The 25,998-nt window shown below is 70.0% G+C and carries 29 protein-coding genes and 2 pseudogenes; 14 read left to right on the top strand and 17 right to left on the bottom strand.

Annotation, left to right across the window (positions count from 1 at the left end):
• The first annotated feature begins 179 nt into the window (after positions 1-179).
• Positions 180-695: a PH domain-containing protein gene (locus tag FHX42_RS02195; RefSeq protein WP_182542489.1), complete on the top strand. Its 516-nt coding sequence runs from the start codon at positions 180-182 to the stop codon at positions 693-695.
• Positions 692-2,209, top strand: a complete 1,518-nt coding sequence (locus FHX42_RS02190; RefSeq protein ID WP_182542488.1) for a PH domain-containing protein — start codon at positions 692-694, stop codon at positions 2,207-2,209. The genes FHX42_RS02195 and FHX42_RS02190 overlap by 4 nt, the downstream gene beginning before the upstream one ends.
• 12 nt (positions 2,210-2,221) lie before the next feature.
• Here the strand turns inward: FHX42_RS02190 and FHX42_RS02185 are convergent, their stop codons facing one another.
• The 3 genes from FHX42_RS02185 to FHX42_RS02175 all read right to left on the bottom strand — a co-directional run bounded on the left by FHX42_RS02185 (position 2,222) and on the right by FHX42_RS02175 (position 5,122).
• A complete protein-coding gene (locus tag FHX42_RS02185; RefSeq protein ID WP_182542487.1) occupies positions 2,222-2,470 on the bottom strand; it encodes a DUF397 domain-containing protein in 249 nt (82 codons plus the stop codon).
• Positions 2,471-3,319 (bottom strand): helix-turn-helix domain-containing protein, encoded by an 849-nt coding sequence (locus FHX42_RS02180; RefSeq protein WP_182542486.1) that lies wholly within the window; start codon positions 3,317-3,319, stop codon positions 2,471-2,473.
• Positions 3,320-3,391: 72 nt separating this feature from the next.
• Positions 3,392-5,122 carry a pyruvate dehydrogenase gene (locus tag FHX42_RS02175; protein ID WP_182542485.1) on the bottom strand — a complete coding sequence of 577 codons (1,731 nt, stop codon included), beginning with the start codon at positions 5,120-5,122 and terminating at the stop codon, positions 3,392-3,394.
• Between the two features lie 420 nt (positions 5,123-5,542).
• Here FHX42_RS02175 and bcp point away from each other — a divergent pair, with 420 nt between their 5' ends.
• Positions 5,543-6,010 (top strand): thioredoxin-dependent thiol peroxidase, encoded by a 468-nt coding sequence (bcp, locus tag FHX42_RS02170; protein ID WP_182542484.1) that lies wholly within the window; start codon positions 5,543-5,545, stop codon positions 6,008-6,010.
• A 41-nt stretch (positions 6,011-6,051) separates the two neighbouring features.
• Here bcp and FHX42_RS02165 read toward each other — a convergent pair whose 3' ends face one another.
• From FHX42_RS02165 to FHX42_RS02145, 5 genes are all read right to left on the bottom strand, one after another.
• On the bottom strand, positions 6,052-6,810 hold the full coding sequence (locus tag FHX42_RS02165) for a sulfite exporter TauE/SafE family protein (protein ID WP_182542483.1): 759 nt from the start codon (positions 6,808-6,810) through the stop codon (positions 6,052-6,054).
• Positions 6,811-7,001: 191 nt separating this feature from the next.
• Positions 7,002-7,607: an RdgB/HAM1 family non-canonical purine NTP pyrophosphatase gene (gene rdgB, locus FHX42_RS02160; protein WP_182542482.1), complete on the bottom strand. Its 606-nt coding sequence runs from the start codon at positions 7,605-7,607 to the stop codon at positions 7,002-7,004.
• Positions 7,604-8,362, bottom strand: a complete 759-nt coding sequence (gene rph, locus FHX42_RS02155; protein WP_182542481.1) for a ribonuclease PH — start codon at positions 8,360-8,362, stop codon at positions 7,604-7,606. Before rph ends, rdgB begins: the two co-directional genes overlap by 4 nt.
• A 54-nt stretch (positions 8,363-8,416) precedes the next feature.
• Positions 8,417-8,836, bottom strand: a complete 420-nt coding sequence (locus FHX42_RS02150; RefSeq protein WP_182542480.1) for an Imm1 family immunity protein — start codon at positions 8,834-8,836, stop codon at positions 8,417-8,419.
• Positions 8,837-8,904: 68 nt separating this feature from the next.
• Positions 8,905-9,675: an MBL fold metallo-hydrolase gene (locus FHX42_RS02145; protein WP_182542479.1), complete on the bottom strand. Its 771-nt coding sequence runs from the start codon at positions 9,673-9,675 to the stop codon at positions 8,905-8,907.
• Between the two features lie 26 nt (positions 9,676-9,701).
• Here FHX42_RS02145 and FHX42_RS26190 point away from each other — a divergent pair.
• Positions 9,702-9,914, top strand: a pseudogene (locus FHX42_RS26190) (helix-turn-helix domain-containing protein); the annotation flags it as partial.
• 248 nt (positions 9,915-10,162) lie between these two features.
• Here FHX42_RS26190 and FHX42_RS26185 read toward each other — a convergent pair.
• Complete coding sequence (locus FHX42_RS26185) at positions 10,163-10,327, bottom strand: hypothetical protein (protein WP_235987134.1); 165 nt, start codon at positions 10,325-10,327, stop codon at positions 10,163-10,165.
• On the opposite strand from FHX42_RS26185, the pseudogene FHX42_RS26180 reads away from it, so the two are divergent.
• Positions 10,278-10,559: pseudogene (locus FHX42_RS26180) on the top strand (zinc ribbon domain-containing protein); the annotation flags it as partial. The gene FHX42_RS26185 and the pseudogene FHX42_RS26180 overlap by 50 nt on opposite strands.
• Positions 10,560-10,728: 169 nt before the next feature.
• Here the strand turns inward: FHX42_RS26180 and murI are convergent.
• Both murI and FHX42_RS02130 read right to left on the bottom strand, forming a co-directional pair.
• Positions 10,729-11,538, bottom strand: a complete 810-nt coding sequence (gene murI / locus FHX42_RS02135) for a glutamate racemase (RefSeq protein ID WP_182542478.1) — start codon at positions 11,536-11,538, stop codon at positions 10,729-10,731.
• Positions 11,535-12,173, bottom strand: a complete 639-nt coding sequence (locus tag FHX42_RS02130) for a rhomboid family intramembrane serine protease (RefSeq protein WP_182543447.1) — start codon at positions 12,171-12,173, stop codon at positions 11,535-11,537. The genes murI and FHX42_RS02130 overlap by 4 nt, the downstream gene beginning before the upstream one ends.
• Positions 12,174-12,279: 106 nt before the next feature.
• On the opposite strand from FHX42_RS02130, the gene FHX42_RS02125 reads away from it, so the two are divergent.
• Complete coding sequence (locus FHX42_RS02125) at positions 12,280-13,122, top strand: SMP-30/gluconolactonase/LRE family protein (RefSeq protein ID WP_182542477.1); 843 nt, start codon at positions 12,280-12,282, stop codon at positions 13,120-13,122.
• 79 nt (positions 13,123-13,201) lie between these two features.
• On the opposite strand, the gene FHX42_RS02120 is transcribed toward FHX42_RS02125, so the two are convergent.
• From FHX42_RS02120 to clpS, 6 genes are all read right to left on the bottom strand, one after another.
• A complete protein-coding gene (locus tag FHX42_RS02120; protein WP_182542476.1) occupies positions 13,202-14,152 on the bottom strand; it encodes a PLP-dependent cysteine synthase family protein in 951 nt (316 codons plus the stop codon).
• A 234-nt stretch (positions 14,153-14,386) separates the two neighbouring features.
• Positions 14,387-14,665: a MoaD/ThiS family protein gene (locus tag FHX42_RS02115; RefSeq protein WP_182542475.1), complete on the bottom strand. Its 279-nt coding sequence runs from the start codon at positions 14,663-14,665 to the stop codon at positions 14,387-14,389.
• 76 nt (positions 14,666-14,741) lie between these two features.
• Positions 14,742-15,197: a M67 family metallopeptidase gene (locus FHX42_RS02110; RefSeq protein WP_328795845.1), complete on the bottom strand. Its 456-nt coding sequence runs from the start codon at positions 15,195-15,197 to the stop codon at positions 14,742-14,744.
• An 88-nt stretch (positions 15,198-15,285) separates the two neighbouring features.
• Positions 15,286-16,335, bottom strand: a complete 1,050-nt coding sequence (locus tag FHX42_RS02105) for a P1 family peptidase (RefSeq protein WP_182542473.1) — start codon at positions 16,333-16,335, stop codon at positions 15,286-15,288.
• On the bottom strand, positions 16,332-16,895 hold the full coding sequence (locus tag FHX42_RS02100) for a DUF2017 domain-containing protein (RefSeq protein ID WP_182542472.1): 564 nt from the start codon (positions 16,893-16,895) through the stop codon (positions 16,332-16,334). The genes FHX42_RS02105 and FHX42_RS02100 overlap by 4 nt, the downstream gene beginning before the upstream one ends.
• Positions 16,892-17,185 (bottom strand): ATP-dependent Clp protease adapter ClpS, encoded by a 294-nt coding sequence (clpS, locus tag FHX42_RS02095; protein WP_182542471.1) that lies wholly within the window; start codon positions 17,183-17,185, stop codon positions 16,892-16,894. The genes FHX42_RS02100 and clpS overlap by 4 nt, the downstream gene beginning before the upstream one ends.
• Positions 17,186-17,258: 73 nt before the next feature.
• Between clpS and FHX42_RS02090 the strand changes: the two genes are divergently transcribed.
• From FHX42_RS02090 to FHX42_RS02055, 8 genes are all read left to right on the top strand, one after another.
• A complete protein-coding gene (locus tag FHX42_RS02090) occupies positions 17,259-18,563 on the top strand; it encodes a nicotinate phosphoribosyltransferase (RefSeq protein WP_182542470.1) in 1,305 nt (434 codons plus the stop codon).
• Positions 18,564-18,658: 95 nt separating this feature from the next.
• Positions 18,659-19,222 carry a nicotinamidase gene (locus FHX42_RS02085; protein ID WP_182542469.1) on the top strand — a complete coding sequence of 188 codons (564 nt, stop codon included), beginning with the start codon at positions 18,659-18,661 and terminating at the stop codon, positions 19,220-19,222.
• 257 nt (positions 19,223-19,479) lie between these two features.
• The gene (locus FHX42_RS02080; RefSeq protein ID WP_182543446.1) at positions 19,480-21,423 is read left to right on the top strand and encodes an ATP-dependent DNA helicase; all 1,944 of its coding nucleotides are present in this window, start codon (positions 19,480-19,482) and stop codon (positions 21,421-21,423) included.
• A 173-nt stretch (positions 21,424-21,596) separates the two neighbouring features.
• The gene (locus FHX42_RS02075) at positions 21,597-22,178 is read left to right on the top strand and encodes a biotin transporter BioY (RefSeq protein ID WP_182542468.1); all 582 of its coding nucleotides are present in this window, start codon (positions 21,597-21,599) and stop codon (positions 22,176-22,178) included.
• Between the two features lie 3 nt (positions 22,179-22,181).
• Positions 22,182-23,582, top strand: a complete 1,401-nt coding sequence (locus FHX42_RS02070; RefSeq protein WP_328795844.1) for a class I adenylate-forming enzyme family protein — start codon at positions 22,182-22,184, stop codon at positions 23,580-23,582.
• A complete protein-coding gene (locus tag FHX42_RS02065) occupies positions 23,579-24,709 on the top strand; it encodes a thiolase family protein (RefSeq protein ID WP_182542467.1) in 1,131 nt (376 codons plus the stop codon). Before FHX42_RS02070 ends, FHX42_RS02065 begins: the two co-directional genes overlap by 4 nt.
• Entirely contained in the window at positions 24,706-25,380 is a 675-nt protein-coding gene (locus tag FHX42_RS02060) for an energy-coupling factor ABC transporter ATP-binding protein (protein ID WP_182542466.1), read from the top strand. The genes FHX42_RS02065 and FHX42_RS02060 overlap by 4 nt, the downstream gene beginning before the upstream one ends.
• Complete coding sequence (locus FHX42_RS02055) at positions 25,377-25,982, top strand: energy-coupling factor transporter transmembrane component T family protein (protein WP_182542465.1); 606 nt, start codon at positions 25,377-25,379, stop codon at positions 25,980-25,982. Before FHX42_RS02060 ends, FHX42_RS02055 begins: the two co-directional genes overlap by 4 nt.
• The last annotated feature ends 16 nt before the right edge of the window (positions 25,983-25,998 follow it).

The following is a 25,998-nucleotide window of genomic DNA, read 5'->3' as shown; positions in this document are numbered from 1 at the left end:
GTGCTGTTCCTGGCCGTGCTGGGCGTGGTCGCCGGTGGTGCCGAACTGGCCGCGTCCGTCCGTGCCGGGGTTTGTGCGATTTTCCCTAAACTTGTGGCACAACTTCAGGGAAAATCGCACCACCACCGACCGCCCCTGCGAGAATGCCGCGAAAGCAGTGCGGGCAGTGAGGAGCGCAGGTGTCCGAACCGCACGAACGACCGACCGAGGCCGTACGGCTGCGCCCGCCCCGCCACCGGGTGGAGCGCCGGGCCATCGCGTGGTGGACGGTGCAGGCCGCGCTGTCGGTCGTCCCGGTGCTGATCGTGCTGGCGGTGCTGAGCAGGATGCTTCCGGCGGTCCGCTACTGGTTGCTGCTCGCGTTGCTCGTCGTCGGCGTCCTCGGCATCGCCTACGTCGCCGTGATGCCGTCGTGGCGCTACCGCGTGCACCGCTACGAGACCACCGAGGACGCCGTCTACACCGCGTCCGGGTGGGTCAACCAGGAGTGGCGGGTGGCGCCGATGTCGCGGATCCAGACCGTCGACACCGCGCGCGGTCCGTTGCAGCAGGTGTTCGGGCTCTCCAGCGTCACCGTGACCACGGCCTCCGCCGCCGGGCCGCTGAACATCGACGGGCTCGACCGACGGATCGCCACCGAACTGGTGGAACGCCTGACGGCGACCACCCAGGCCGCACCGGGTGATGCCACATGAGCGGCTCGGACGGCGACGAGCGGTGGCAGCGGCTCGACCCGAAGAGCGTCCTGGCCGTCGGTGTGCTCGCGCTCGCCCCGCTGATCCCGACCGGTGCCCTCATGACCCTCACCGGCGCGAAGGTCGCGGCGGTGCTGTCCATGGTGGGGATCTGGGTGGGCATCGCCGTGCTCGTCTCGGCCGCGACCGCCGTGAGCTGGTACTTCACCCGCTACCGGATCACCGCGCGCCGCTTCGAGCTGCGCGCGGGCAACCTCTCGCGCAGTCACCGCTCCATCCCCAGGGACCGCGTCCGCAGCGTCGACCTCACCTCCCAGCCGGTGCACCGCCTGCTCGGCCTGTCCGTGGTCAAGATCGGTACCGGTCAGCAGTCCGGTGCCGACAGCGAGATCAAGCTGGATGCGGTCACCACCTCCCGCGCCGCGGCGTTGCGCCGCGAGCTGCTGCGCGGCGCCGGGCAGGCACCTGCCGCCGAGCCCGCCGAGGACGAGATCGCCCGGATACGTCCGGCGTGGTTCGGCTACTCGGCGCTGACGGCCTCGTTCGTGCTCGTCGTCTGGGGTGCGCTGGTCTCGGGCATCAGCTCGTTGTCCGAACTCGTCAAGAAGCTGGGACTGCTCGACGCGGCCACCGAACGGTTCGTCTCCCTTCCGCTGTGGGTGGGGATCGGCACCGTCCTGCTGGGAATGCTGTTGATCGGCATGGCGGGTTCGGTGGCGCTGTCGGTCGAGATGTGGTGGGCGTTCCGCCTCACGCGCGAGCCCGGAACCGACTCCGAACGCGGTGACACGCTGCGCGTGCGGCGCGGACTGCTGACCACGCGATCGGTGTCGCTGGAGGAACGCAGGCTGCGAGGAGCGGAACTCGCCGAGCCGCTGCTGCTGCGGTGGGTGGGCGGCGCCAGGGTCAACGCGGTGGCCACGGGACTGAGCACGGGTCAGGAGTCCAAGCAGCCCGCGCGCAAGACGCTGCTACCTCCCGCCCCGCGCGCCGAGGCTCACCGCGTCAGCGCCGCCGTGCTGCGGGAGCGCGGCTCGCTCGCCGATGTCGCGCTGCGGCGGCATCCCCGAGCGGCCCTGCGGCGACGGCTGATCTGGTCGCTGGCGATCTCCTGCCCGATCGTGGCCGCATCGGCGGCCCTCGCGCTACCGGGGGTTCCGGGGCCGAGCTGGGCGTGGGTGGTCGCGGTGATCGCACTACCGGCCGCGGGCACCTGCGCCGTCGACGCCTACCGCAATCTCGGTCACGGCATCGCCGGGGATTACCTGATCGCGCGATGCGGCACCGGCGTGCGCAACACGGTGGCGCTGCGCCGGGACGGGGTGATCGGGTGGCGCGTGAAGCAGTCCCTGTTCCAGCGACGTGCCGGTCTGGTCACCCTCTCGGCCACGACGTCGGCGGGACACGGCGTCTACGCGATCCGCGACGTGGCCACGGGCGAGGGGCTGACCTTCGCCGAGGAGGCCGTGCCCGAGCTGCTGCGTCCCTTCCTGGAGGAAGCCCCGCGAGGATGACCCCCACCCGGCTCACGAGTCCCGGCAGCGCACGGCAGTACTGCTCAGAAAAGCCCCCGCCCCGGACTCCGATCCGGACAACCGGCCGCTCTTGAGGTCGGCGACGAACGCCCGCCACTTGCGCCGGCACACCATCAGGTATCCGCCGCGACGGTGCTTGGTGTCGCGGACGCCGATCCCCCGTCGGGCGGCCCCGACCTCGACGCACTGACCCTGTCCCTGGGTGCGAGTGCTGGTGCGCCACCGGACGACCTCGTCCATCTACAATTCACCTCTGTGCTCGTCGATGATTCGCGACGACGCTCGCTGATTCAACGCGTGCGCCCGCAAATGGTCCATCATCGCGGTGTAGTGGGACAGTTCCACTTCCTTGTCAAGATACATGCCCCCGGCATGGGTTTCCAGATACACCAGGTCCGGATCGGCGTGATGAGCATATCCGAGAATGACGAACGGCCCGGCCTGAGCCGGATGCGCGCCCGCGTCCAGCGGCATGACCTGCACCGTCACGTGCTCCCGTTCGGACATTTCGAGCAGGTGGGTCAGTTGGCGCCGCAGCACACCGGTACCGCCGACACGACGCCGCAGCGCCGCCTCCCCGATGACCGCCCACAATTCGAGGGGATTCTCCCCGGTGATCCGGTGCTGTCGGCGGAGTCGCAATTCCACCCGACGAGCCACCTCGCTCTCATCCGGACGAACGAGCGTCGACGACGTGATCGCGTGAGCGTATTCTCGCGTTTGCAGCAACCCGGGAACGGCGTCGGACTCGTAGGTCCGCATCGACGATGCCTCGGCCTCCAGCCCGACGTAGGTCTCGTACCACTCGGGCAGCACGTCGCTGTAGGAGTGCCACCATCCGCGCTTGCGCGCGTCCCGCGCGAGATCGGCGAGCCGTGCCCGCTGGTCGTCGTCGACGGCGTAGAAGTCCATCAGTGCCGAGACGTCTCCCGGCGACGGCACGCGCTTGGCCGTTTCGAATCGTCCGATCTTGGCCTGGGTGCAACCGAGGTGCGTGGCGGCCTGCTGTTGCGTGACGTCGACCGCCGCCCGTAGTCGGCGTAGTTCCGCGGCCAGGCGGCGACGACGCACCGTGGGACTCGCTGTCATACCGGGCAGTATCCTCCGGCCGCCACGGCGCGTCACCAACCGGCCATCCCGCGGAGATCGACCGGGCAACCGTCACCTCGGGATGTTGCGGAGGTTGCTGCGGGCGAGTCGGACCATCTTGCCGACACCACCCGCCAGCACCGTCCTGCTCACCGCCAACGCGAATCCCTTCACCTGGGAACCGGTGACGTGCGGCGGCAGGGACAGCGCGTTCCGATCGGTCACGAGGTCGAGCAGCGCCGGACCGGGATGGTTCAGCACGTCGGCGAGCCCTTCGCGGACGTGGCGGGGATCGTCGACGCGGACGCTGTGAATCCCGACCGCGGCGGCGATCGCGGCGAAGTCCACCGTCTCGTGATCGGTGCCGAAGTCGGGCAGTCCGTCGACCAGCATCTCCAGCTTCACCATGCCCAGCGAGGCGTTGTTGAACACCACGACCTTGACGGGCAAGTTCCGGGTGCGCAGCGTCAGCAGCTCTCCCATCAGCATGGACAGGCCACCGTCCCCGGCCATCGTGACCACCTGCCGCTGTGGGTCGGCCAGCTGCGCGCCGATGGCCTGGGGCAACGCATTGGCCATCGACCCGTGCACGAAGGACCCCAGCACGCGCCTGCGCCCGTTGGGGGTTATGTAGCGCGCGGACCACACGTTGCACATGCCGGTGTCCACGGTGAACACCGCGTCGTCGGCGGCGAGGTCGTCGAGCGCGTCGGCGGCGTACTCCGGGTGGATGGGAACGTGGCTCTCGACGTCGCGGGTGTAGGCCTCCACGACCTGTTCCAGCGCGTCGGCGTGCTCGCGCAGCATCCGGTCCAGGAAGGACCGATCGGTCTTTCGCTCGACGTGCGGCAGCACGGCGCGGATGGTCTCCCCCACGTCGCCCTGCACCGCGAGATCCAGCACCGTGCGGCGTCCCAGGTGCGCGGCCTCGATGTCGACCTGCACCGTGTTGGCCTGCGGCAGGAAGTTGTCGTAGGGAAAGTCGGTGCCCAGCAGCACCAGGAGATCGGCCCGCTGCGTCGCCTCGTAGCAGGCACCGTAGCCGAGCAGACCGCTCATCCCGACGTCGTAGGAGTTGTCGTACTGGATCCACTCCTTGCCGCGCAGGGCGTGGCCGATCGGCGCGTTGAGCACGTCGGCCAGGCGCATCACCTCGTCGTGGGCGCCCCGCGTCCCGATTCCGCAGAACAGCATCACGCGCTCGGCGGAGTTCAACGCCTCCGCGAGCCTGTGGACCTGGGAGTCGGGAGGGACGACCGTCGGCGGTTCACAATGCACCGCACCGTGCCCGGTGGGGTTCACGGACGGTTTGTGGGCGATGTCGCCGGGAAGCACCAGCACCGACACGCCACGCCGTCCCGCCGCCGTCTGCATCGCGCTGCGCAGCAGTCGGGGCATCTGCTCGGGCTGGGACAGCAGCTCGCAGAAGTGGCTGCACTCGTCGAACAACTCCTCCGGGTGGGTTTCCTGGAAGAAACCGGTGCCGAGCTGCTCGGACGGGATCTGCGAGGCCAGGGCCAGCACCGGAGCACCACTGCGGTGCGCGTCGTAGAGCCCGTTGATCAGATGCAGGTTTCCCGGCCCGCTGCTTCCCGCGCACACCGCGAGCCTTCCGGTGATCTGAGCCTCCGCGGAGGCGGCGAACGCCGCGGCCTCCTCGTGCCGCACGTGGACCCACTCGATGCCCTCGGTGCGGCGCACCGCATCGACCACCGGGTTGAGGCTGTCGCCCACGATGCCGTACACCCGCTCGACTCCGGCTTGGGCAAGAACTTCGATGAACTGGTCGGCGACTGTCGGCATCGTCTCCCCTTCGGGTGCGATCGGCGGCGCCTCTTCGTTTACGCCCGTCCGCGGGAGCGCGCAACTCGACAGCGACCGGTGCACACCCGAACGGATCACCGGGCGCGCTGCGGACGAATCACGGGCGGTAACCCGTTCGAATGATGACAGTAACGATTCAGCGGTGCCCGACGATCACCATGATGTCCAACATCGACTTCTCTTGAAAGGACTCGCGCGGTGAGCCTCCGCGTCTACACACTGTCCGCGATCTCCGTCACTCTCTCGGCCGTGGCCGGCCTCTGGCTGGGTGCGATCATGGCCTCCGCCCAACCCCGCGTGGAAACCGCGACACCGGCGATTTCCGCCGTTTCGCAGACAGAGCTGTCGACTACGCCACCACGGCCCTGATCGCACGGGCGTATCGGCTAGCGTCGGAGGATGACCGAAAAACTCTCCCCCGGCGACGCCGCCCCGGAATTCACGCTGACCGACGCCGACGGCAAGACCGTCTCCCTGTCGGACTTCCGGGGCGGCTCCGTGGTCGTCTACTTCTACCCCGCCGCGAGCACCCCCGGCTGCACCACGGAGGCCTGCGACTTCCGTGACAACCTCGCCGAGCTCAACGACGCCGGCTTCACCGTGCTGGGCATCTCCCCTGATTCCCCGGAGAAGCTGGTCGAGTTCCGCGACTCCGAGGGACTGACGTTCCCGCTGCTGTCCGACCCGCACCGCTCCGTCATGACGGAGTGGGGTGCCTTCGGCGAGAAGCAGAACTACGGCAAGACCGTGCAGGGCGTCATCCGCTCGACCTTCGTCGTCGACGCCGACGGCAAGATCGACAAGGCGCTGTACAACATCAAGGCCACCGGCCACGTCGAGCGACTGCGCAAGCAGATCGGCGTCTGAAGCACCCGAGGCGCCCTTCCCGGCGGGGCGCCCCTCATTCATCAGTCCAGGAACATGTAGACGGCCACCGCCGCTGCGATCACCACGACCGTGTAGCGCAGCGCCGTCGACGGCAGCCGCCTCGCGAGCTTGCTCCCGACGAACCCGCCCAGCAGCGTGGTCGGCACCAGTGTCAGCACGGCCAACCAGTCCACCGGGGCCACCAGCGCGTAGATCAGCAGCGTGACCGCGCTGCCGACGAAGCTCAGCCAGTTCTTCGCGGCGTTGAGCGTGCGCAGCGCCGCGTTGGCGGTGAGCACCAGAATCACGATGAGGATGACGCTGCGCGCTCCGCCGAAGTAGCCACCGTAGACCGAGGCGAGAAAGATCCCGGCCGTGAGCAGCACCGTCTTGTCCGGCCCGTGCGAATCCGGATTGCCCAGCCACTTGCGGATCAGGTTCTGGAAGGCCATCAGCACGGCCGAGAGTCCCACCAGCGCGGGCACGACCATGTCGAAGACCGAGCCGGGCAGCGTGAGCAGCAACGCGCAGCCAACCGCCGACCCCAGCACCGCCGCGATCGACGTCGGGACCAACCTGCGCCTGTTGTCGGCGAGGTCGTGGCGCTGACCGACCACGGCCCCGACGAAGCCGGGGCCCTGGGCCACCGAGTTCGTCACGTTGGCGACCAGCGGCGTCATTCCCGAGGCCAGCAGCGCCGGGAACACCAGCAGCGACCCCCCGCCCGCGACGGCGTTGATCGCGCCGGACAGGAATCCGACCACGGCGAACAGGACCAGTTCGAGCCATCCGGTGAACACGAACCGGGAAATTAGCCGCCCGGATCACCCCTGCCCACACCGGGGGGAGATGCGTCACAGTCGTTCGGTTGATTGACGCCGATGCGGAGCACCGGAAGGATCAGCGGGTACGTCCGCCCCGGGTCTCTGCGATTTTCCCTAAACTTGTGACACAAGTTTAGGGAAAATCGCACCACCACCGCGTACCTGACTTACTCGGCCAGCTCCCGCAGGTGCGGCAGCAGCAGCCGCAGGGCGCGCCCCCGGTGGGAGTCGGCGTCCTTCTCCTCCGAGGTGAGCTCCGCCGAGGTGCGGGTGTCGCCCTCGGGGACGAAGATCGGGTCGTAGCCGAAGCCGTTGGTGCCGCGCTCCTCGCGCGTCAGCGCGCCGCGCCACTCGCCGCGCACCACGACCTCGCTGCCGCTCGGCCGCACCAGCGCCGCCGCCGAGACGAACGCCGCACCACGGCGCTCGTCCGGCACGTCGCGCAGCTGACCGAGCAGCAGATCCAGGTTGGCCTGGTCGTCGCCGTGCCCACCGGCCCAGCGAGCCGAGAGCACCCCGGGCATCCCGTTGAGGGCGTCGACGGTCAGCCCGGAGTCGTCGGCCACGGCGGGGAGTCCCGTGGCCCGTGCCGCGTCCGCTGCCTTGGCCACGGCGTTGGCCTCGAACGTCTCGCCCGTCTCCGGGGCCTCCGGGAACTCAGGGACCGCGTCGAGGCCGACGACCTCGACACCGGTCACCGCCTCGGCCTCCAGGATCCGGCGCAACTCGTCGAGCTTCTTGGCGTTGCGCGTGGCCAGCAGCAGCTTCGTCACGACCTGATTCCTCCCGGAAGTTCACCCGGGTACGGCTCGGCCAGCGCCGCCGCCTGCATCTCCGACAGCTGGGCCGACCCCTCCAGGGCGAAGTCGAGCATCTTGTCCATCGTGGAACGCGGGAAGGTCGCGCCCTCACCGGTCCCCTGCACCTCGACCAGGGTGCCGTGGTCGGTGGCGACCACGTTCATGTCCACCTCGGCGCGCGAGTCCTCCTCGTAGGGCAGGTCCAGCCGCACCCGGCCGTCCACCACGCCCACGCTCACGGCGGCGATCGAGCAGGACAGCGGCTTCGGGTCGGACAACTTCCGCGACGCGCGCAGCCACGTCACGGCGTCGGCCAGCGCGACGTAGGCGCCGGTGATCGCGGCCGTGCGGGTGCCGCCGTCGGCCTGGATCACGTCGCAGTCCAGCGTGATCGTGTTCTCTCCCAGGGCCGACATGTCGATGCACGCCCGCAGCGAGCGCCCGACCAGCCGGCTGATCTCGTGCGTCCGCCCGCCGATCTTGCCCTTCACCGACTCGCGGGGGCTGCGGCTGCCGGTCGCCGAGGGCAGCATCGCGTACTCGGCGGTCACCCACCCCAGGCCGGAGCCGGACCGCCACCGGGGAACACCGTCCTGGACGCTGGCCGCGCACAGCACGCGGGTGCGTCCGAACTCCACCAGCACCGACCCGGCGGGCCAGTCCTGGTAACCCCGGGTAATCTTTACGTCACGAAGCGCATCGTCATTTCTGCCATCAGCTCTTGCCACGCGTCCAGCCTAAGGTGTCGCCTCGTCGCCGACGCAGCCCGGCAGGTGCGGCAGTCACCACTCGGCCGGCTGCCACTCCACGGACTCCGGGCGCTCCCCGGAGTCCAGGAACTCGCGCAGAGCCTCGGCCAGCGTCTCCGGGGAGACTCCACTGCCCTTGGGGAAGTCGACGTCCTCCCCGTTCCACGCCGGGGACGCGGGGTCGCCGTCGAGGACCGCGTAGTCGTGGTCGGCGTCGATGTAGCTCAGGTAGCCGTACCCCTCGGCCACGAGGGCCATGACGTCGTGATCGTGCATCTGGGTGTCCGTGTCGGCGAGCTCACGACCCTCGTGCCAGACCGTGGCCGCCCCGGCGGTGGACTCGGACAACCGGGAAACCAGCGTCTCGATCTCGCCGGGATCGGTGATGGTCATGCTGTCCCCGGCGTTCGGGTCCTGCTCCGAGGAAATCGGCCATACAGCGGTGATCGTCAAGCTTTCTCCCCATGTGTTCGCCGTTCGGCGGGTGTTCCCGGTTTTCCGGCAGCACCGGGGTTCCCACGCTACAGCTCGTAAACACGGCCCGTTTCGACGAGTTCGGACGGACCGGCGAAGTGCGTCCTGGCCTCGTCGAGGACGGCCCGCCGGTCCGACCACGGTTGCAGGTGGGTCAGCAGCAGCCGGGAGACACCCGCTTCGGTGGCGGCCTCGGCGGCCTGACGTCCGGACAGGTGCAGACCGTCCGGGGCGTCGGGAAAGTCCGGCCACGAGGCCTCGGACAACAGCACGTCGGCTTCGGCGGCGAGCTCGGTGAGATCCCCGCAGGGGCCGGTGTCGCCTGTGTAAGCCAACACGCGCCCCTGCGCTGCCACGCGCAGCCCCCACGACTGACACACGTGGGCCATGGGTAGCGCCCGCACCTCGAAGTCACCGATCCGCACCGGCTCGGAGGGCGGGGGGCGGAACTCGTAGACGTCGGAGAGGTCGGCGTCGGCCAGTGCTTCCGAGCTCGGTTCGTACAGCGCCGCCAGCCGGTGGTGCGTCTCCTCCGGCCCGTACACCGGCAGCCGTCGCAGCTTCGGGTCGTACGGCGGTGCGGGGTGGTAGCGGCGCAGGACCGTCAGCGCGCCGAAGTCGGCGCAGTGATCGGGGTGCAGGTGCGAGAACAGCACGGCATCGAGCTCGAAGGGGTCGACGAACCGCTGCAGCGTTCCGAGCGTGCCGTTGCCCAGGTCGAGCACGATGCGCGTGTCCCCGGACTCGAGCAGGTAGCCGGAAGCGGGGGAGTCCGGCCCGGGAATGCTGCCGGAGCAGCCCAGAATCGTCAGCTTCACCTGCACTCCAATCGGTGGAGGCTCCGATGCACACGTCGAGGAGAAAGCCTATCCCGAATGTTCCGCGCCCCCACGTGAAATCGGCCCTTACACGGACACGACGACCGTGTCGCGTGATCAATGTGCGGACGGCGTGCAGGTGCCGGGTGTACCCGGACTCCGAACGTGCGGCCCAGCTGGGCCGCACGTTCGGGTGCGTACGTCCGGTGCGGAACAAGGCGCTGGATGCCCGACACCGCCGCTGCCACACCGAGGGCCGATCCACCTCCTGCGAAGAGACCGACGCGGCGCTGGCGGTGTGGAGGAAAACCGAGGGTCCGGGATTCCTGTCGCAGGTGTCGTCGGTGCCGTTGCAGCAGACGCTGCGGCATCAGCACACCGCGTTCGGCGATTTCTTCACCGGGCGCGCGAAGTGTCCGAGGTTCAAGTCCCGCACCGGGCGCCTGTCGGCGCACTACACCCGGTCGGCGTTCCGCATCCGCGACGGTCAGTTGCGGCTGGCGAAGCAGGCGAGCCCGTTGCGGTTCGTGTGGTCCCGGACCGACATCGATCCGAACACGGTCAACCCGACGGTGGTGATCGTGTCCCGCGACCCGGACGGCATGTCCAGCTCGGCGCGAGGCACCGTCGACAAGCCGGGTCGTAACGTCAAGCAGAAGGCCGGACTGAACCGAGCGATCCGCGACGCCGCCCTCGGCGAGTTCCGGTGCCAACCGGAATACAAAGCTACTCGCGCCGGGAAACGCGTCATCGTCATCGACCGGTGGTACCCGTCCGGCAAGACGTGCTCCGCGTGCGGACACCTGCTGGACCGCCTGAAGCCCGATACCCGGTACTGGACGTGCCCGGAATGCCGCACCCGACACGATCGGGACCACAACGCGGCCACGAACGTCCTCGCGGCAGGTCGTGCCGTAGCCGGGGAAAACCCCGGCGAAGCCTGTGGAGCTGACATCGGACGGCAAGGGCCCTCCCTTCCGCAGCCGGCGACGAAGCAGGAACCCACGGGCGCGAGCCCCACGGGAATCCCCGCCCCTCGGGAGCAGGAAACAGTCAAACGGCCGAGCGTGACACGTCGCGGGGTTCCATCGCACCGGTCACCGGTCCGAGGAACCGGCGGGCGAGCCTGGCGAACGGTTCGGGTGAGCCCGTGGGCCGGAACTCGTGGGTGGGCGAGGTCTCGGCCGGCTCGGCCAGCAGCTCGTTCTCCGTCAGCACGCGCACCACGTCCTTGGCCGTCTCCTCGGCACTGGATACCAGGGTGACCTGGTCACCCATGACGATTTGCAGCACCCCGGTCAGCAGCGGGTAGTGCGTGCAGCCGAGCACCAGGGTGTCGATGTCGTCCTGTTGCAGCGGGTCCAGATAGCTCTGGCACAACCCCAGAATCTGGCGGCCACTGGTCATCCCGCGCTCGACGAAGTCGACGAAGCGGGGGCAGGCGACCGTGCTCAACGTCACGGGGGCCGCGGCGAAGGCGTCGTCGTAGGCTCGGGACCGGATCGTCGCGCTCGTACCGATGACGCCGACCCGGCCGCTGCGCGTGGTCGCCGCCGCTCGGCGCGCGGCGGGCAGCACCACCTCCACGACGGGGACGTCGTAGCGCTCGCGAGCGTCGCGCAGGCAGGCCGCCGAAGCGGTGTTGCAGGCGATGACCAGCATCTTGACCCCCTCGTCGACCAGCGCGTCGGCCACGCCGAGGGCGTGCTCGCGGACCTCTGCGATGGACAGCGGCCCGTAGGGAGCGTTGGCGGTGTCGCCGACGTAGCGCACCCGCTCTCCGGGAAGCTGATCCATGATCGCGCGGGCTACCGTGAGACCGCCCACGCCGGAGTCGAAGATTCCGATCGGTGCATCCGTCACGGGCTCATTGTCCCAGCGGAACGACTCCGCGAGGAGCGGGAACCCGAGCGGCGGTTGGCGCGGGTCACCAGCCAGGCCGCGACCAACCCGCCGACCGCGCCGAACAGGTGGCCCGACCAGGAGACACCGGGTTGCCCGGGCAGCACTCCCCACAACATGCCGCCCCAGTAGGCGAACAGCAGCACCGCCACCGCGATCTGGGCGAAGCTGCGGTTGAAGAACCCGCGCACCAGCAGGAACACCATCCAGCCGAAGGCCAGTCCGGAAGCACCGATGTGAACGCTGTCGGCGCCGATCAACCAGGTCCCCAACCCACCGACGATCCACACCACGGCGGTCACCGCGACGAACTGCCGGATCCCCCCGGACAGCGCCAACCAGCCCAGCACCAGCAGTGGCACGGTGTTGGCGAGCAGATGATCCCATCCCCCGTGCAGCAGCGGCGCCCACAGGATGCCGTCGAGTCCGCCCACCGAGCGTGGATCGATACCGTTGGATTCCAGCTCGGCGGGGACGAAGTACGTGTCGATCAGCTCGACCAGGTAGAGCACGACGACGAACCCGAGCACCACGAAAGCCGCGCGCAGCGGCTTCGCGGGCACGACGCGGGGCCGTCGGCCCTGGTTCGAGGCCATCGGGCGGGTTTCCACACCACCGAGGTTACGCCGCGCGCGCCCGGTTCCCATCGGGGAAAACCCGGAAATCGCACGTCGTCGATCACCAGTCTGAAAGGATGCGGGCGTGTCCGCTCATCCGGAAACCGACATCGCGGTGCGAGCGGCGGCTCGCCTGGGGCAGTCCCCGACGTGGGACACCGGTACGAACAGTCTGCTGTGGGTCGATGCCGCCGCTCGAACCGTGCACCGATTCGGACCCGATCCCCGGGACCACGAACTGGAGGTCCCCCACGCCGTGAGCGCGGCGAAGCCACGCAGTGGCCGGGGTCTGATGCTGCACCTCGCCGAGGGGATCGCACTGTTCCCCGACGACGACGAGCAGCGAACCTGGCTCGTGTACTGGGCGCGTGACGGTTTCGTCGGCGGGGTGAGCGCGGTCGACACCAGGGGGCGGCTCTGGGCGAGCACTCAGCACGAGGACGCCGCGGGGAGCGGCTGGCTCGCCCGCGTCGGCGGCGACGGGGCGGCAGCGGCAGTGCTCGACGACGTGGCCAGGGGTACCGGTCTGGCCTGGAGTCCGGAGGACACGCTGCTGTACTTCGTCGACGGACCGACACGACGGATCGACGTCTTCGACTTCGACGCGCCCTCGGGCCAGCTCTCCTGCCGTCGCCCGCTGTGCCACGTGAGTGACGGCGAGCCACGAGGACTGTGCGTGGACACCGCGGGGTGCCTGTGGACGACCGTGGGGAGCGAACTGCGCCGCTACGCGCCCGACGGCACGCCGGACCGGACGGTGTCCCTGCCGGTGCGGAACCCGACCGCGTGCTGCTTCGGTGGCTCCGAGCTCACCGAGCTGTACGTGACCTCGGCCGGACAGGATCCCGAGGCCGGTGAACTCGACGGCTCCCTGCTCGCCCTCACCGACCTCGGCCAGGGACTGCGCACCACCACCTTCGCGGGGTGAGGGGCACGGTTCGTCAGGCCTGCGCCGGGAGCTGGGCGATTTTCCCTAAAGTTGTGGCACAACTTTAGGGAAAATCGCACTACGCCCAGAGTTGGCCGTCGAGTCGTTGGGCCGCCTCGTCGAGGGTGCCACCGTAGGCCCCCGTCGACAGGTACTTCCAGCCCGCGTCGGCCACGACGAACACGATGTCGGCCGTCTCCCCGGCCCGCTCGGCCTTCTCGGCGATGGTCAACGCCGCGTGCAGCACGCCGCCGGTGGAGATGCCGGCGAAGATGCCCTCGTTCTCCTGCAACTGCCGGGTACGCCGCAGGGCGTCGTAGGAGCCCACCGAGAACCGCCTGGTCAGCACGCTGGAGTCGTAGAGCTCGGGAACGAAGCCCTCGTCGAGGTTGCGCAGTCCGTAGACGAGCTCGCCGTAGCGCGGCTCCGCGGCCACGACCTGCATTCCCGACTTCTGCTCGTGCAGGTACCGGCCGACGCCGACCAGGGTCCCGGTGGTGCCCAGCCCGGCGACGAAGTGAGTGACCCCGGGCAGGTCGCGCAGGATCTCCGGTCCCGTGGTGCTGTAGTGCGCCTCGGCGTTGGCGGGGTTGCCGTACTGGTACAGCATCACCCAGTCGGGGTTCTGCTCGGCGAGTTCCTTGGCCACCACCACGGCCTGGTTGGAACCCCCCGCGGCCGGGGAGGAGACGATCCTGACGCCGTAGGCCTGGAGGATCTGCCTGCGTTCCTCCGAGGTGTTCTCCGGCATCACGCACACCAACCCGTAGCCCTTGAGCTTGGCGGCCATGGCCAGCGAGATGCCGGTGTTTCCCGAGGTCGGCTCCAGGATCGTGCAACCCTGGGTCAGCCTGCCGGCCTTCTCGGCCTCCTCGATCATCGCCAGCGCGGGCCGGTCCTTGATGGAGCCGGTCGGGTTGCGATCCTCCAGCTTCGCCCACAGTCGCACGTTTTCCGACGGCGACAAGCTGGGCAACCCCACCATCGGGGTGTCGCCGAGGGTGTCCAACAACGAGTCGTAACGTGCCACGGAAGAGTCCTTGTGGAGTGGTTTTCGAGCGGTGCGGGTAGGGGAACCTCAGACGTCGCCTCGTCCCCGGGATCCGGCACACCGAGTAGCCACTACGCTGCCCACCCCAGGGGGTGGATGGCCGTCCTCGCGAGGCGACGTCTGAGAACCCACGGCGGGTCGGCTTGCTTGCTCGCTGGGTAAGCGGCTTCGCCGCTTACCGCCAAAACCCCGCTGAGGGGACCGTCGGAATGTTCAGCGCATGCCGCCGGCCACGGCCGGCAGAATCGTCACGCTGTCGCCGTCGGCGACGCTGGCTTCCAAGCCACCGACGAAGCGTACGTCCTCGTCGTTGACGTAGACGTTGACGAACCGGTGCAGGCCGTCCTCCTTGACCAGCCGGTCCTTGATACCACCGTTGCGGCTGTCGATGTCGTTGATGACCTCGGCGACCGTGCTGCCGCTGGCCTCGACGGACTTCTGACCGCCGGTGTAGGAGCGCAGAATGGTCGGGATCGAAACGTTGACTGCCATGACGGGACCTCCTGTCCACTACAAGGAAATTGCACGCGAGACCGCATCACGCCGCACCGGCGTGAGGGGGAGTGGGTCACTCGCCGTCGGGAACGTCGTCGCCGCCGGTGTGGGCGAACATGTAGGACTCCACGACGTCGACCGGTTCTTCGGTCACGACACCGTCGACGATGCGGTAGGAGCGCAGCTCGTAGGAGTTCGGATCCCGGGTGGAGACGAGCACGTAGTGCGCGTACGGCTCGGAGGCGTAGGAGATGTCGGTACGCGAGGGGTATGCCTCGGTCGCGGTGTGTGAATGGTAGATCACCACCGGTTCCTCGTCGGCGGCGTCCATCTCGCGCCACACCCGCAACTGCTCGCCCGAGTCGAAACGGTAGAAGGTCGGCGAACGCTCGGCGTTGACCATCTCGACCATTCGCTCGGGTCGGTCCGACCCCTCCGGGCCGGCGATAACGCCGCACGCCTCGTCCGGGTGGTCCCGTCGAGCATGCGCGACCATCCTGTCGACGAGGTCGCGTTGGATCACCAGCACAGGCACCATCCTACGGAATGAGTCACCGGGGTCTCAGCATGTGAACACACCGGGGTGTTCTCCCGGGGAACGTGATCCCCACTGTGCTTCATTCCCGTGCCGACGGATAGAGGTACGTGTACGTCGTCACCCCTGCGACGGGCTCGGCCGCCAACACGGCGTGCACGATGGCCCGGGTCACTACATCGGCCGCCACGGCGCCGACCTCGTCGAGCGCGCCCGCCCAGTCCGCACCACCCACCGGTCCGGGCAGCGCGGCTCGGTGTCCGGTGGCCAGCGCGAAGACGGTGTCCCCGTCGACCATCGCGTGGGCGGGCCGGACGGCGCGGGCGATCCCGTCGTGGGCGGCCACGGCCACCCGGTGGCACTCGGCCTTGGTCAGCGTCAGGTCCGTGGCCACCGCGCCGATCGTGGTGTTCAGCATCGACGTCGCCGCACCACCCCGGGCGGGACGGGTCGTGCGCTCTCGCGCGGCGGCGACCTCGGCGCCGTCGGGTGCGCGCAGGCCGAACTCACCGTCGTGGCCGAACCGAGCCGCCCAGGGCAGCCCGGTGTCCGGATCGATCACCGAGCCCGCGGAGTTGACGGCGACGACGGCACCGAGGGTCGCTCCGCTGCCCAGCACCGCGCTGGCCGTGCCCAATCCGCCCTTGATACCGCCGGACACGGCGCCGGTACCGGCGCCGATGTTGCCCCGCCCGCGCTCGTCGGTGGTGGCCGCCGCGCACGCGGCGTGTCCGAACTCCGCGTCGGGCCATCGGCCCGGACCGTTCACGGGAAGGTCGAACAGCACGGCCGCGGGGACGATCGGGACGTGGACCCCCTCCGCCACGGCCAGGCCGTGACCCCGCTCGCCGAGCCAGCGCATGGCACCGTCGGCGGCGGCCAGCCCGTAGGCGCTGCCACCGCCCAGCAGCACGGCGTGGGCCTGCTGAACGAGGTGCGTGGGTTCGAGCACGTCGGTCTCGCGCGTGCCGGGACCACCGCCCCGGACGTCGACCGCCGCGACCGCGCCCTCCGGCACCACCACGGCACTGACCCCGCTCGCCCACTGCTCGTCGAGCCGCTGGTGGTGCCCCAGCCGCACGCCGTCGACGTCGGTGACGGTGTTGCCCGGCCCACGACGCGGCGCGCTCACGGCCACAGGGCCTCGACCATGCTGTCCTGCACCCACGTCAGCCACTGGTAGATGTTGAGGTGCTCCTGCCGCAGGTCGTCCTCCGGAAGTTCCTCGGGAGTCTCCTCGTCGAGGTCCAGCGCGGTGCCCAGGGCCAATCGCACGTCGTTGAGCGCCGACAACCAGCTGTCGGCCTGTTCCGCGGTGAGCTTGACCTTGCCGCCCTCGGCGGGGCAGGTCTCCAGGACGGTGGCCGCGACACCGCTTTTGAGCTCGATCAGTTCCGGCTCGTGCAGCGAGCGCATCGCGCCGGCGGCGTCGGCCTCCTCCTCGTCGGACTCCCCCGTCTCGGGGTCCTTCCGGTAGAAGTCGGGCAACAAGCGCTCCAGCACCCGGTCCCGCGGCGGGGTGGTCGGCCCGGTCCGGATGCCGGTCAGCTCGGCCAGTTCGTCGGTGGGGGCCTCGTCGGCACGTGCCGTGAGCATGTCCCTGATCTGGCCCACCAGGCCGCGGATCACCGCGGCTTCCTGCTGCGCCAACTCGGTCACCAAGCGACCGTTCTTGCGTGTCCAGCCGTTCAAGAGTCCCTCTGCATCGTGGCCCAGAGACCCGCGGCGTGTAGTTTCGCCACGTCGGCCTCCACCTTTTCCTTCTCTCCCGAGGACACCGCCGCCTTGCCCTTGTGATGCACGTCGAGCATGAGCTTCGTCGCGTGTTCGCGACCGTATCCGAACACCTTCTGCAGCACGTAGGTCACGTAGGACATCAGGTTGACCGGGTCGTTCCACACGATGGTTACCCAGGGCCTGTCCTCGGAAGAGCTCTCCTCCACCTGGGGTTCGGCGTGTTCCGTTTCGGCGGGCGAGGTCATGGTTCCATTTTCTCACGAACGTGCCCGCCCGATACCGACCACAGCGCCCGAGACGGCACGTAGCCTCTTCCACATGACCGATCCAGGCAGTACGGCGCTGTTCACAGATCACTACGAACTGACCATGCTCGCCTCCGCGCTTCGCGACGGGACCGCCGAACGCGAGTGCGTGTTCGAGGCCTTCACCCGACGTCTGCCCGACGGACGGCGCTACGGCGTCGTCGGGGGTATGGAGCGGGTGCTGGAAGCCGTCGAGAACTTCCGGTTCGGCGAGGCCGAGCTGCGGTCGCTGTCCCGGGAGCAGGTGGGTGACGAGGAGACGCTGGCCTGGCTGCGGGACTACCGCTTTCGCGGGGACATCGACGGCTACCCCGAAGGGGAACTGTTCTTCCCCGGCTCGCCGCTGCTGACGGTGCGCGGCACGTTCGCCGAGGCCGTCGTCCTGGAGACGGTCATCCTGTCGATCCTCAACCACGACAGCGCGATCGCCGGAGCGGCCTCGCGGATGGTCTCGGCGGCCAACGGACGCCGCATCATCGAGATGGGCTCGCGCCGCACGCACGAGGAGTCGGCCGTGGCAGCGGCTCGAGCGGCCTACCTGGCCGGATTCACGGGCACCTCGAACCTGCAGGCCGGGCTCCGCTACGGGATCCCGACCACGGGCACCTCGGCGCACTCCTTCACGCTGCTGCACGACACCGAGCGCTCGGCGTTCGAGGCCCAGACCGAAGCCCTGGGAACCGGCACCACGCTGTTGGTCGACACCTACGACATCACCACCGGCATCGAGACGGCCATCGACGTCGCCGGTACCGGGCTGGGAGCGGTCCGGATCGACTCCGGCGACGTGGGCGTGCTGGCCAGACAGGCTCGCGAACAGCTCGACTCGCTCGGTGCCACCGGCACCCGCATCGTTGTTTCCGGTGATCTCGACGAGTACGCCATCGCCGCGCTGCGCGCGGAACCCGTGGACGGTTACGGGGTGGGCACCTCGCTGGTCACCGGGTCGGGAGCTCCCACGGCGGGCATGGTCTACAAGCTCGTGGAGGTGGAGGGACGTCCGGTGGCCAAACGCAGCTCGCACAAGGAGTCGCGCGGTGGCGGCAAGGGTGCGCTGCGCAGGCACAAGAGCACCGGTACGGCGCTGGAGGAGCTCGTGTACCCCACCTCGCCCGGTCACGCCCCGCCACAGCCGGGGCCCCACGACCGGTTCGTGCCGATCCCGCTGATGCGCGGGGGCCAACGGGTCGAGGACCTGCCCGGTCTGGAGGACAATCGGCAGCGCCTGCGGCACGCCCTGGTGAGCGTGCCGTGGGAGGGTCTGAAGCTTTCCGCGGGGGAACCGGCGATCCCCACGGTTTTCCCGGACGTGTCCTGAACCGTTCGGCGCACGACCCGTCGCGAAAGGGTGTCGGCCGGCGGCGCACGTGTCGCAGGATGGGCGGGGACGACGAGGTCGGCGAAGGGGTCGTGATGAGCAAAGCTTTGATCATCGTGGATGTGCAGAACGACTTCTGCGAGGGAGGTGCGCTGGCCGTGACGGGCGGATCCGACGTGGCCGAGGCCGTCTCCCGGTACCTGACCGGTGCCGATCACGACCACGTCGTGGCCACCCGTGATTACCACATCAATCCGGGCGCCCACTTCAGCGATCAACCGGACTACGTGCGCTCCTGGCCGGTGCACTGCCTGGCGGGCACTCCCGGAGCGTCGTTCCACCCGGAGCTCGACCTCTCCGCGGTGCACGCCGTGTTCTCCAAGGGGCAGTACACCGACGGCTACTCGGGATTCGAGGTCACCGAGGAGCACGACCTGGGGCGTTGGCTGCGCGAGCGCGACGTGGACCGGGTCGACGTCGCGGGCCTGGCCACCGATCACTGCGTGCGTGCCACGGCCCTGGACGCCGCCCGTGCGGGTTTCGCCACCACCGTGCTGCTGCCCCTGACGGCGGGGGTGTCGCGCTCCACGGTCGATGCCGCGCTGGACGAGCTGCGCGCCGCGGGGGTCACCCTGCACGGCGAACCCGTCGTGGGATAGCTGGTCCGCGGCCTCGCGGGAGAACGGTAGTGTTTCGGGGCGTGCCTACCTCTGCGCCACGGTGGTCCGACCCCGATACCTTCGAGCTCGACGGCGACGACGAGCTGCCACCCGAACTCGCCGCCGAACTGGACGGGGACGAGCCGACCGAGCAACGACCGGTCGAAGCGGGGACCGGCGAGGTCGCGGACCTGAGCACGCTGCTGGAGCTCGCGGTGGACGCGGTCGGCGGCACGCAGCGCGAGGGTCAGGCGGCGATGGCCGAGGCGGTGCGGCACTCGATCGACTCGGGCGAGCACCTCGCGGTCCAGGCGGGAACCGGCACCGGCAAGTCGCTGGCCTACCTGGTCCCGGCACTGCGCCACGCCGTCGCCGAGGGGGCCACGGTGGTGATCTCGACGGCCACGATCGCGCTCCAGACCCAGCTGGTGGAGCGGGACCTGCCCCGGCTGGCAACGGCGTTGTCCGGTGCGCTGGGACGCGCGCCCACCTTCGCGATCCTCAAGGGGCGGCGCAACTACGTGTGCCTGAACCGGCTGCACGGCAACGCCCCGGAGGAACCCGAGACCTCGGAGCTGTTCGACCCGTTCGCGGCCTCGGCGCTGGAACGGCAGGTCAAGCGCGTGCGGGAGTGGTCGTCGGAGACCGAGACGGGGGACCGCGACGACCTCGTTCCCGGCGTCTCCGACCAGGTGTGGCGCCGGGTTTCGGTCACCGCGAAGGAGTGCCTGGGAGCGCACCGCTGCCCCGTCGGTGCCGACTGCTTCGCCGAGCGCGCTCGCGGCGAGGCCGGGCGGGCCGACGTGGTCGTGACCAACCACGCCCTGCTGGCCATCGACGCGCTGGACGACCGGCCGGTGCTGCCGGAGCACGACGTGGTCGTGGTCGACGAGGCCCACGAGCTGGTCGACCGCGTGACCTCGGCGTCCACGGGTGAGTTGTCCGCCAGCGCGATCAAGCTCGCCGCGCGCCGGTGCGGGCGAGCGGTCGACCAGGAGATCGCCGACCGGCTCGACGAGGCCGGGGACGGCTTGGAACTGATCCTGACCGACGCGCGCCCCGGGCGGCTCGACGAACTGCCCCGCGACCTGTCGGGGGCGTTGAGCTCCGTGCGCGACGCGGCGGCGGCCTGCACCACGGCGCTGGGTGCCGAGCGCCGGGAGGACACCGAGGAAGGTACGGCCCGCAAGCTCGCGCTCGCCGTCACCGAGGAGGTGCACGACACCGCGGTTCGGCTGATCGACACCTTCGGCGAGGAGGTGGGCGAGCGTCGCGACGTCGTCTGGACCACCGCCGAGCCCAACCGCGCCCCGACCATCCGAATCGCACCGCTCGGCGTGGGCGGACTACTGCGCGAGCGACTGTTCGGGCAGCGCACGACGGTGTTGACCTCGGCGACCCTGGCGCTGGGCGGTTCCTTCGACCCGCTGGCCCAGCAGTGGGGACTACCACCGCGACAGCAGGCGCAACCGGCCGCCGACATGGCGCTCGACAAGGAACCGCCCGCGGACTCCACCGGCCCGAAGTGGTCCGGTCTGGACGTGGGCTCACCGTTCGAGTACCAGCGCAGCGGGATCCTCTATCTCGCGCGGCACCTGCCGAAACCGGGACGTGACGGACTGCCCGCGGAGTACCTGGACGAACTGACCGAGCTGGTTCGGGCCGCGGGCGGGCGCACGCTGGGGTTGTTCTCCTCGATGCGGGCGGCACGCCAGGCCAGTGAACAGTTGCGGGAGCGCCTGGACACGCCTGTGTTCTGCCAGGGCGAGGACACCACCTCGCTGCTGGTTTCCTCGTTCGCCGAGGACCCGCGCGCGTGCCTGTTCGGCACCCTGTCGCTGTGGCAGGGCGTGGACGTGCCCGGCGAGTCGCTCCAACTGGTGGTGATGGACCGGATTCCCTTTCCCCGCCCGGACGATCCGCTGGCCTCTGCCAGGCAGCAGGCGGTCGACGCGCGCGGGGGCAACGGTTTTCTCAGCGTGGCCGGCACGCACGCGGCACTGTTGCTCTCCCAGGGCGCGGGTCGTTTGTTGCGTTCCACCCACGACCGGGGAGTCATCGCCGTGCTCGACCCGCGGCTGGCCACGGCGAAGTACAGCGGCTTCCTGCGCGCGTCGCTGCCGCCGTTCTGGACCACGTACGACCCCGAACTGGTGCGTGGTGCCCTGCGTCGCCTCGACACCTCCGCGGGAACCGGGTGACCCCGGCGGCACCGTCGCCGGCGCTGTTTCGCGCGAAACCGCCGCGCCCAAGCGCCCGGTTGTGGGCTGTCCACAACCTGCCGCGATCTTTTCTGTTCTCGTGCCGATGCCGGGTACGTTGTCGCCGCACCATCGACAACGGCCGCCCGACCGGCTGACTCCAGGGAGGCATCGTGCCCGGATCGAGTAACGCCCTGCCCGCCGCGGACCTGGCGAGAACCGTGGTCTTCGCGGCGTTCATCGCCGTGCTCGGTATCTTTCCCGGCTTCTACCTCGGCGGGGCCGCCGTACCGGTCGTCCTGCAGAACATGGGACCGCTGCTGGCGGGCAGCATCCTGGGTGCGCGCCGGGGCGGCGCGTCGGTGCTGCTGTTTCTCGCCCTGGTCGCGCTCGGGCTCCCGCTGCTGTCGGGTGGACGCGGCGGTATCGCCCCCTTCTTCGGCCCGAGCGGTGGTTTCCTGATCGGCTGGGTGTTCTCGGCCGTGGTCGTCGGCCTGATCGTGCGGCGTGCCACGCCCCGGCCCGGCCTGCTCGTGCTCCTGCTCGCCAACCTCGCCGGCGTGGTCGTGGACTACCTCGTCGGCATCCCGTACTGGGCCGCGTTCACCGGTGACCTGGGGGCAGCCGCCATCCAGTCGTTGGTCTTCCTCCCCGGTGACGCCGTCAAGCTCGTGCTCGTCTCGCTCGTGGCCGTCGCCGTCCATCGCGCGGTTCCCGCGTCACTGACCGGACCCACCCGCGTCGCGCGGAGCTGATCCGTGCGCACACCTCCGGTCCTCGGCGACCCCACCACCCTCCACCTTTCCTCCGAGAACGCGAGCCTGAGCGCTCCTGAACTGCTCGCGCGTGCGCACGGCGCCGCCCGAGAGCTGGCGGACACCGGCGCGCCCGCGCGCATCGCGGTCGGACCGAACACCGATGCGCTCTCGCGCATGTGCTGGTTCCTCGGCGCGGATCTCCTCGGTGCGGCGACCCTGATCACCGAGCCCACCTGGACCGCACGTGAGCACGAAGCGGTTCTCGGGGACGCGCGCCCGGACAGGTTCGTGGAGGCGATGCCGCACCCCACCTCTCGCCCGGTAACACCCCGCGGCGACGAAGAAACGCACTTCTACCTGCCCACGACCTCGGGCAGCAGCGGACGGCCGCGCGTCATGACGCGCGATCGCCGTTCCTGGCTGCGCAGCTTCGACGCTTTCGAGATCGGTCTGACCGCGCGGGACGCGGTGCTGGTCCCGGGACCGCTGAGCTCCTCGCTGTTCCTGTTCGCCGCCCTGCACGGGCTCCGCGAAGGTGCCGACGTGCACCTGCTCGAACGCTGGTCGGCGGCGGAGGCGGCCGAAGCCTGCCGTCGAAGCACGGTGCTGCACGTCGTGCCGCCGATGCTGTCGGCGCTGCTGGCGATCTGGGAGCACCAGCCACGGCTGCGCGAGAGGTGCGTGGTCGACAAGGTCGTCTGTGGCGGTGCTCGCGTGGACGCGGCGCTGCGCAGCCGGTTGCACGCCGTGTTCCCCGAATGCGAACTGATCGAGTACTACGGGGCCGCCGAGCACTCCCTCATCGGGATTCGCCGCGGTGACGGGCCGCTGAATCCGGTCGACGGCGTCGAGGTCGACGTCCGCGAGGGCGAGCGCGGGCTGCCGCCCGAGACGGCCGGGCAACTGTGGGTCCGCTCCGAGCTGACCTTCGGCGGCTACCTCGACGAGGGGACGGTCCGAGTCCCCGGTGCGGGATTCTCCAGCGTGGGGGATCGGGCCGTGCGACACGAGGACGGATCGCTGACCGTGCTGGGCCGGGAAAGTTCGACGATCAGCAGCGGGGCGAGAGCGGTCTCTGCCGAGGAGGTCGAGGCCGTGGTGCGCGACGTGGCGGGCGTGCTCGACGTCGTGGTCTCGGCCACTCCCCACCCCCGGCTCGGCTCGATCGTCACGGCGGTGCTGGAGATCGACCCCGACGAGCCACCGTGGTTGTCCGCGTTGCGCTCCCGCGTCCGGCAGTCACTGGAATCCGCCAAACGACCGCGGAGCTGGCTGGCCACCACCGATCTTCCCCGTACTGCGGCGGGCAAGCCCGCACGGTCGCTGATCGCCGAACGGCTGGCGACGGGCACGCTGGAAGCGCGCGCGTGGGAGGCACCGGAGAGAGGGGCGCTGCCATGACGGATCCGCGCACACCGGTGGTCGTCGCGGCTCGCCGCACCCCGGTCGGCGAGGCCGGGGGCGTGCTCCGGAACCACACCGTCGATCAGCTCGCCGCACCGCCGCTGACCAAGGCGCTCGAGGATGTCGGGATCGAGGCGGTCACCGACGTGGTGCTGGGCAACGCCCTCGGTCCCGGCGGCAATCCGGCCAGGGTCGCGGCCCTCCGGGCGGGGCTCGGGCACGCGGTTCCCGGCATGACCCTCGACCGCCAGTGCGCCAGCGGGCTCAGCGCGATCGTCACCGCTGCCTCGATGATCCGCGCCGGTGTCGGCGACGCGTACCTGGCGGGCGGGGTGGAGAGCCCGTCGACGGCACCGTGGCGAGCGTGGCGACCGCGTTCGGCGGCCGAACCGCCCCGCTTCTACACCCGGGCACCGTTCGCCCCACCCCAGCACGGGGATCCGGACATGGGGCCGGCCGCCGATCTGGTCGCGGCGGAGGCCGGGATCTCCCGCGAGCGGCAGGACGAGTTCGCCGCACGCAGTCACGCACGCGCGGTGGAGGCGCGGCGCACCGGCCGCTTCGACGCGGAACTCGTGGAAGTCGGCGGCACCACCACCGACGAGCGGCCCCGCGAGCGCTTCACCGCCGAGCGGCTCGCTCGACTCCGACCCGCCTTCACCGCGGACGGCACGGCCACGGCCGGGAACTCCTGTGGAATCAACGACGGGGCGGCCGTCGTCCTGCTGGTCAGCGAGGCCTACCGTCGACGGCGTGGTCTCCCGGGACTGCGGCTGGTGGACGCACGGACTTCGGGGGTGGATCCGAACCGGCTGGGGCTCGGGGCCGCCCCCGCCATGCGGGAGGTGCTGGAGCGCGGGGAGTCGGCGCCGAGCGTCGTGGAGTTCAACGAGGCCTTCGCGGGGCAGGCGCTGGCCTGCCTGGACGCGGCCGGTATCGACGAGCACCGGGTCAGTCCGGACGGTGGCGCCATCGCGCTGGGGCACCCCTGGGGTGCCTCCGGTGCCATCCTGGTGGTGCGGTTGTTCGACAGGATGGTGCGCGGCGACCACAGCACCGGACTGTCCGCCGTCTCCTCCGGGGGCGGACTGGGTGTAGCCACGATGTGGGAGCGAGTGTTGTGATCGAGTTCGAGGACGTCGGGCACGACTACGACGACCATGCCGTCCTCGACGGGGTGAACCTGCGCTTGCCGGAACGGCGGGTCGCCTTCGTCGGCGCCAACGGCTCGGGCAAGTCGACGCTGGCCCGGATGATCAACGGCTTGGTGCTGCCGAGCCGGGGCAGGGTACTGGTCGACGGCCACGACCCGGCCCGCGAGGGGCGCGCCGTCCGTAAACGGGTCGGGTTCGTCTTCACCAATCCCGACAGCCAGATCGTCATGCCCACGGCGGGCGAGGACGTCGCGTTCTCGCTGCGCGGGAGGGGACTGTCGAAGTCGCAACGCCGGGACCGGGCGGCCGAGGCGCTCGCGCGCCACGGCCTGGACGGATACGCCGAGCATCCCGCCCACCAGCTCTCGGGCGGGCAGAAACAGCTGTTGGCGCTGTGTTCGATGCTCGTGCTGGAACCGGACGTGCTGGTCTGCGACGAACCCACCACGCTGCTCGACCTGCGCAACAAGCGACGCTTCGTCGAGCGGCTGGAGCAGCTGGAGCAGCAGGTCGTGCTGGTCACTCACGACCTGGAGCTGTTGGAGGGCTTCGAGCGCGTCATCGTGCTCGATGCCGGCCGGGTCGTGGCCGACGACCTGCCCGAGACGGCCCTGAAGCACTACAGGGCGTTGATCGGTTGACTCCCCTCGGCCTGTACCTGCCCGGAACCAGTCCGCTGCATCGAGTGCCCGCGGGCTGGAAGTTCCTGGCGTTGCTGTCCCTGGCGGTCCTCGTCCTCGTGGTGGGATCCCCCCTGTGGCTGGGCGTGGTCACGGGGATGGTCGTGCTCGGCTACTTCGTCGCCGGTATCGCGCCGCGGCACTGCTGGGGGATCGCGCGGCTACTGGTGCCGATGCTGGGGCTCGTGTTCGCCGTGCAGTGGTGGCTGCTGGGACTCGACAGTGCGGCCGTGGTGTGCCTGCGGCTGCTCGCGGCTCTGGCCGCTGCGAATCTGTTCACCCTCACCACCCGGGTCGAAGACCTGGTCGCGGCCGTGGAACGAGGTCTTCGCCCCACGCGGCGGTTCGGTGTGCGACCGGAGCGGGTCGGACTGCTGGTCGGACTGACCCTGCAAGCGGTGGCCGCCCTGTCCACCATGGCGAGCCAGACACGAGAAGCGCAGCGAGCACGGAGTGCCGACCGTTCGGTCTCGGCCTTCGCCATTCCCTTCCTCGTGCGCACGCTGCGGCACGCCGACGAACTGGGTGAGGCACTGGCTGCCCGAGGCGTCGGCGACGACTGAACTCGACACGGTCCTG

The organism is Halosaccharopolyspora lacisalsi (assembly GCF_014137975.1).
Classification (GTDB): Bacteria; Actinomycetota; Actinomycetes; order Mycobacteriales; family Pseudonocardiaceae; genus Halosaccharopolyspora; species Halosaccharopolyspora lacisalsi.
The sequence above is the reverse complement of the archived record's forward strand: the minus strand, read 5'-3'. Positions and strand labels throughout refer to the sequence as shown.

Coding starts and splice junctions, on each gene's coding strand:
- FHX42_RS02190 (WP_182542488.1), top strand. CDS start 692: ATGAGCGGCTCGGACGGCGACGAGCGGTGGCAGCGGCTCGACCCGAAG.
- FHX42_RS02185 (WP_182542487.1), bottom strand. CDS start 2,470: ATGGACGAGGTCGTCCGGTGGCGCACCAGCACTCGCACCCAGGGACAG.
- FHX42_RS02180 (WP_182542486.1), bottom strand. CDS start 3,319: ATGACAGCGAGTCCCACGGTGCGTCGTCGCCGCCTGGCCGCGGAACTA.
- FHX42_RS02175 (WP_182542485.1), bottom strand. CDS start 5,122: ATGCCGACAGTCGCCGACCAGTTCATCGAAGTTCTTGCCCAAGCCGGA.
- bcp (WP_182542484.1), top strand. CDS start 5,543: ATGACCGAAAAACTCTCCCCCGGCGACGCCGCCCCGGAATTCACGCTG.
- FHX42_RS02130 (WP_182543447.1), bottom strand. CDS start 12,173: ATGGCCTCGAACCAGGGCCGACGGCCCCGCGTCGTGCCCGCGAAGCCG.
- FHX42_RS02115 (WP_182542475.1), bottom strand. CDS start 14,665: ATGGCAGTCAACGTTTCGATCCCGACCATTCTGCGCTCCTACACCGGC.
- clpS (WP_182542471.1), bottom strand. CDS start 17,185: ATGACCTCGCCCGCCGAAACGGAACACGCCGAACCCCAGGTGGAGGAG.
- FHX42_RS02090 (WP_182542470.1), top strand. CDS start 17,259: ATGACCGATCCAGGCAGTACGGCGCTGTTCACAGATCACTACGAACTG.
- FHX42_RS02085 (WP_182542469.1), top strand. CDS start 18,659: ATGAGCAAAGCTTTGATCATCGTGGATGTGCAGAACGACTTCTGCGAG.
- FHX42_RS02080 (WP_182543446.1), top strand. CDS start 19,480: ATGGCCGAGGCGGTGCGGCACTCGATCGACTCGGGCGAGCACCTCGCG.
- FHX42_RS02065 (WP_182542467.1), top strand. CDS start 23,579: ATGACGGATCCGCGCACACCGGTGGTCGTCGCGGCTCGCCGCACCCCG.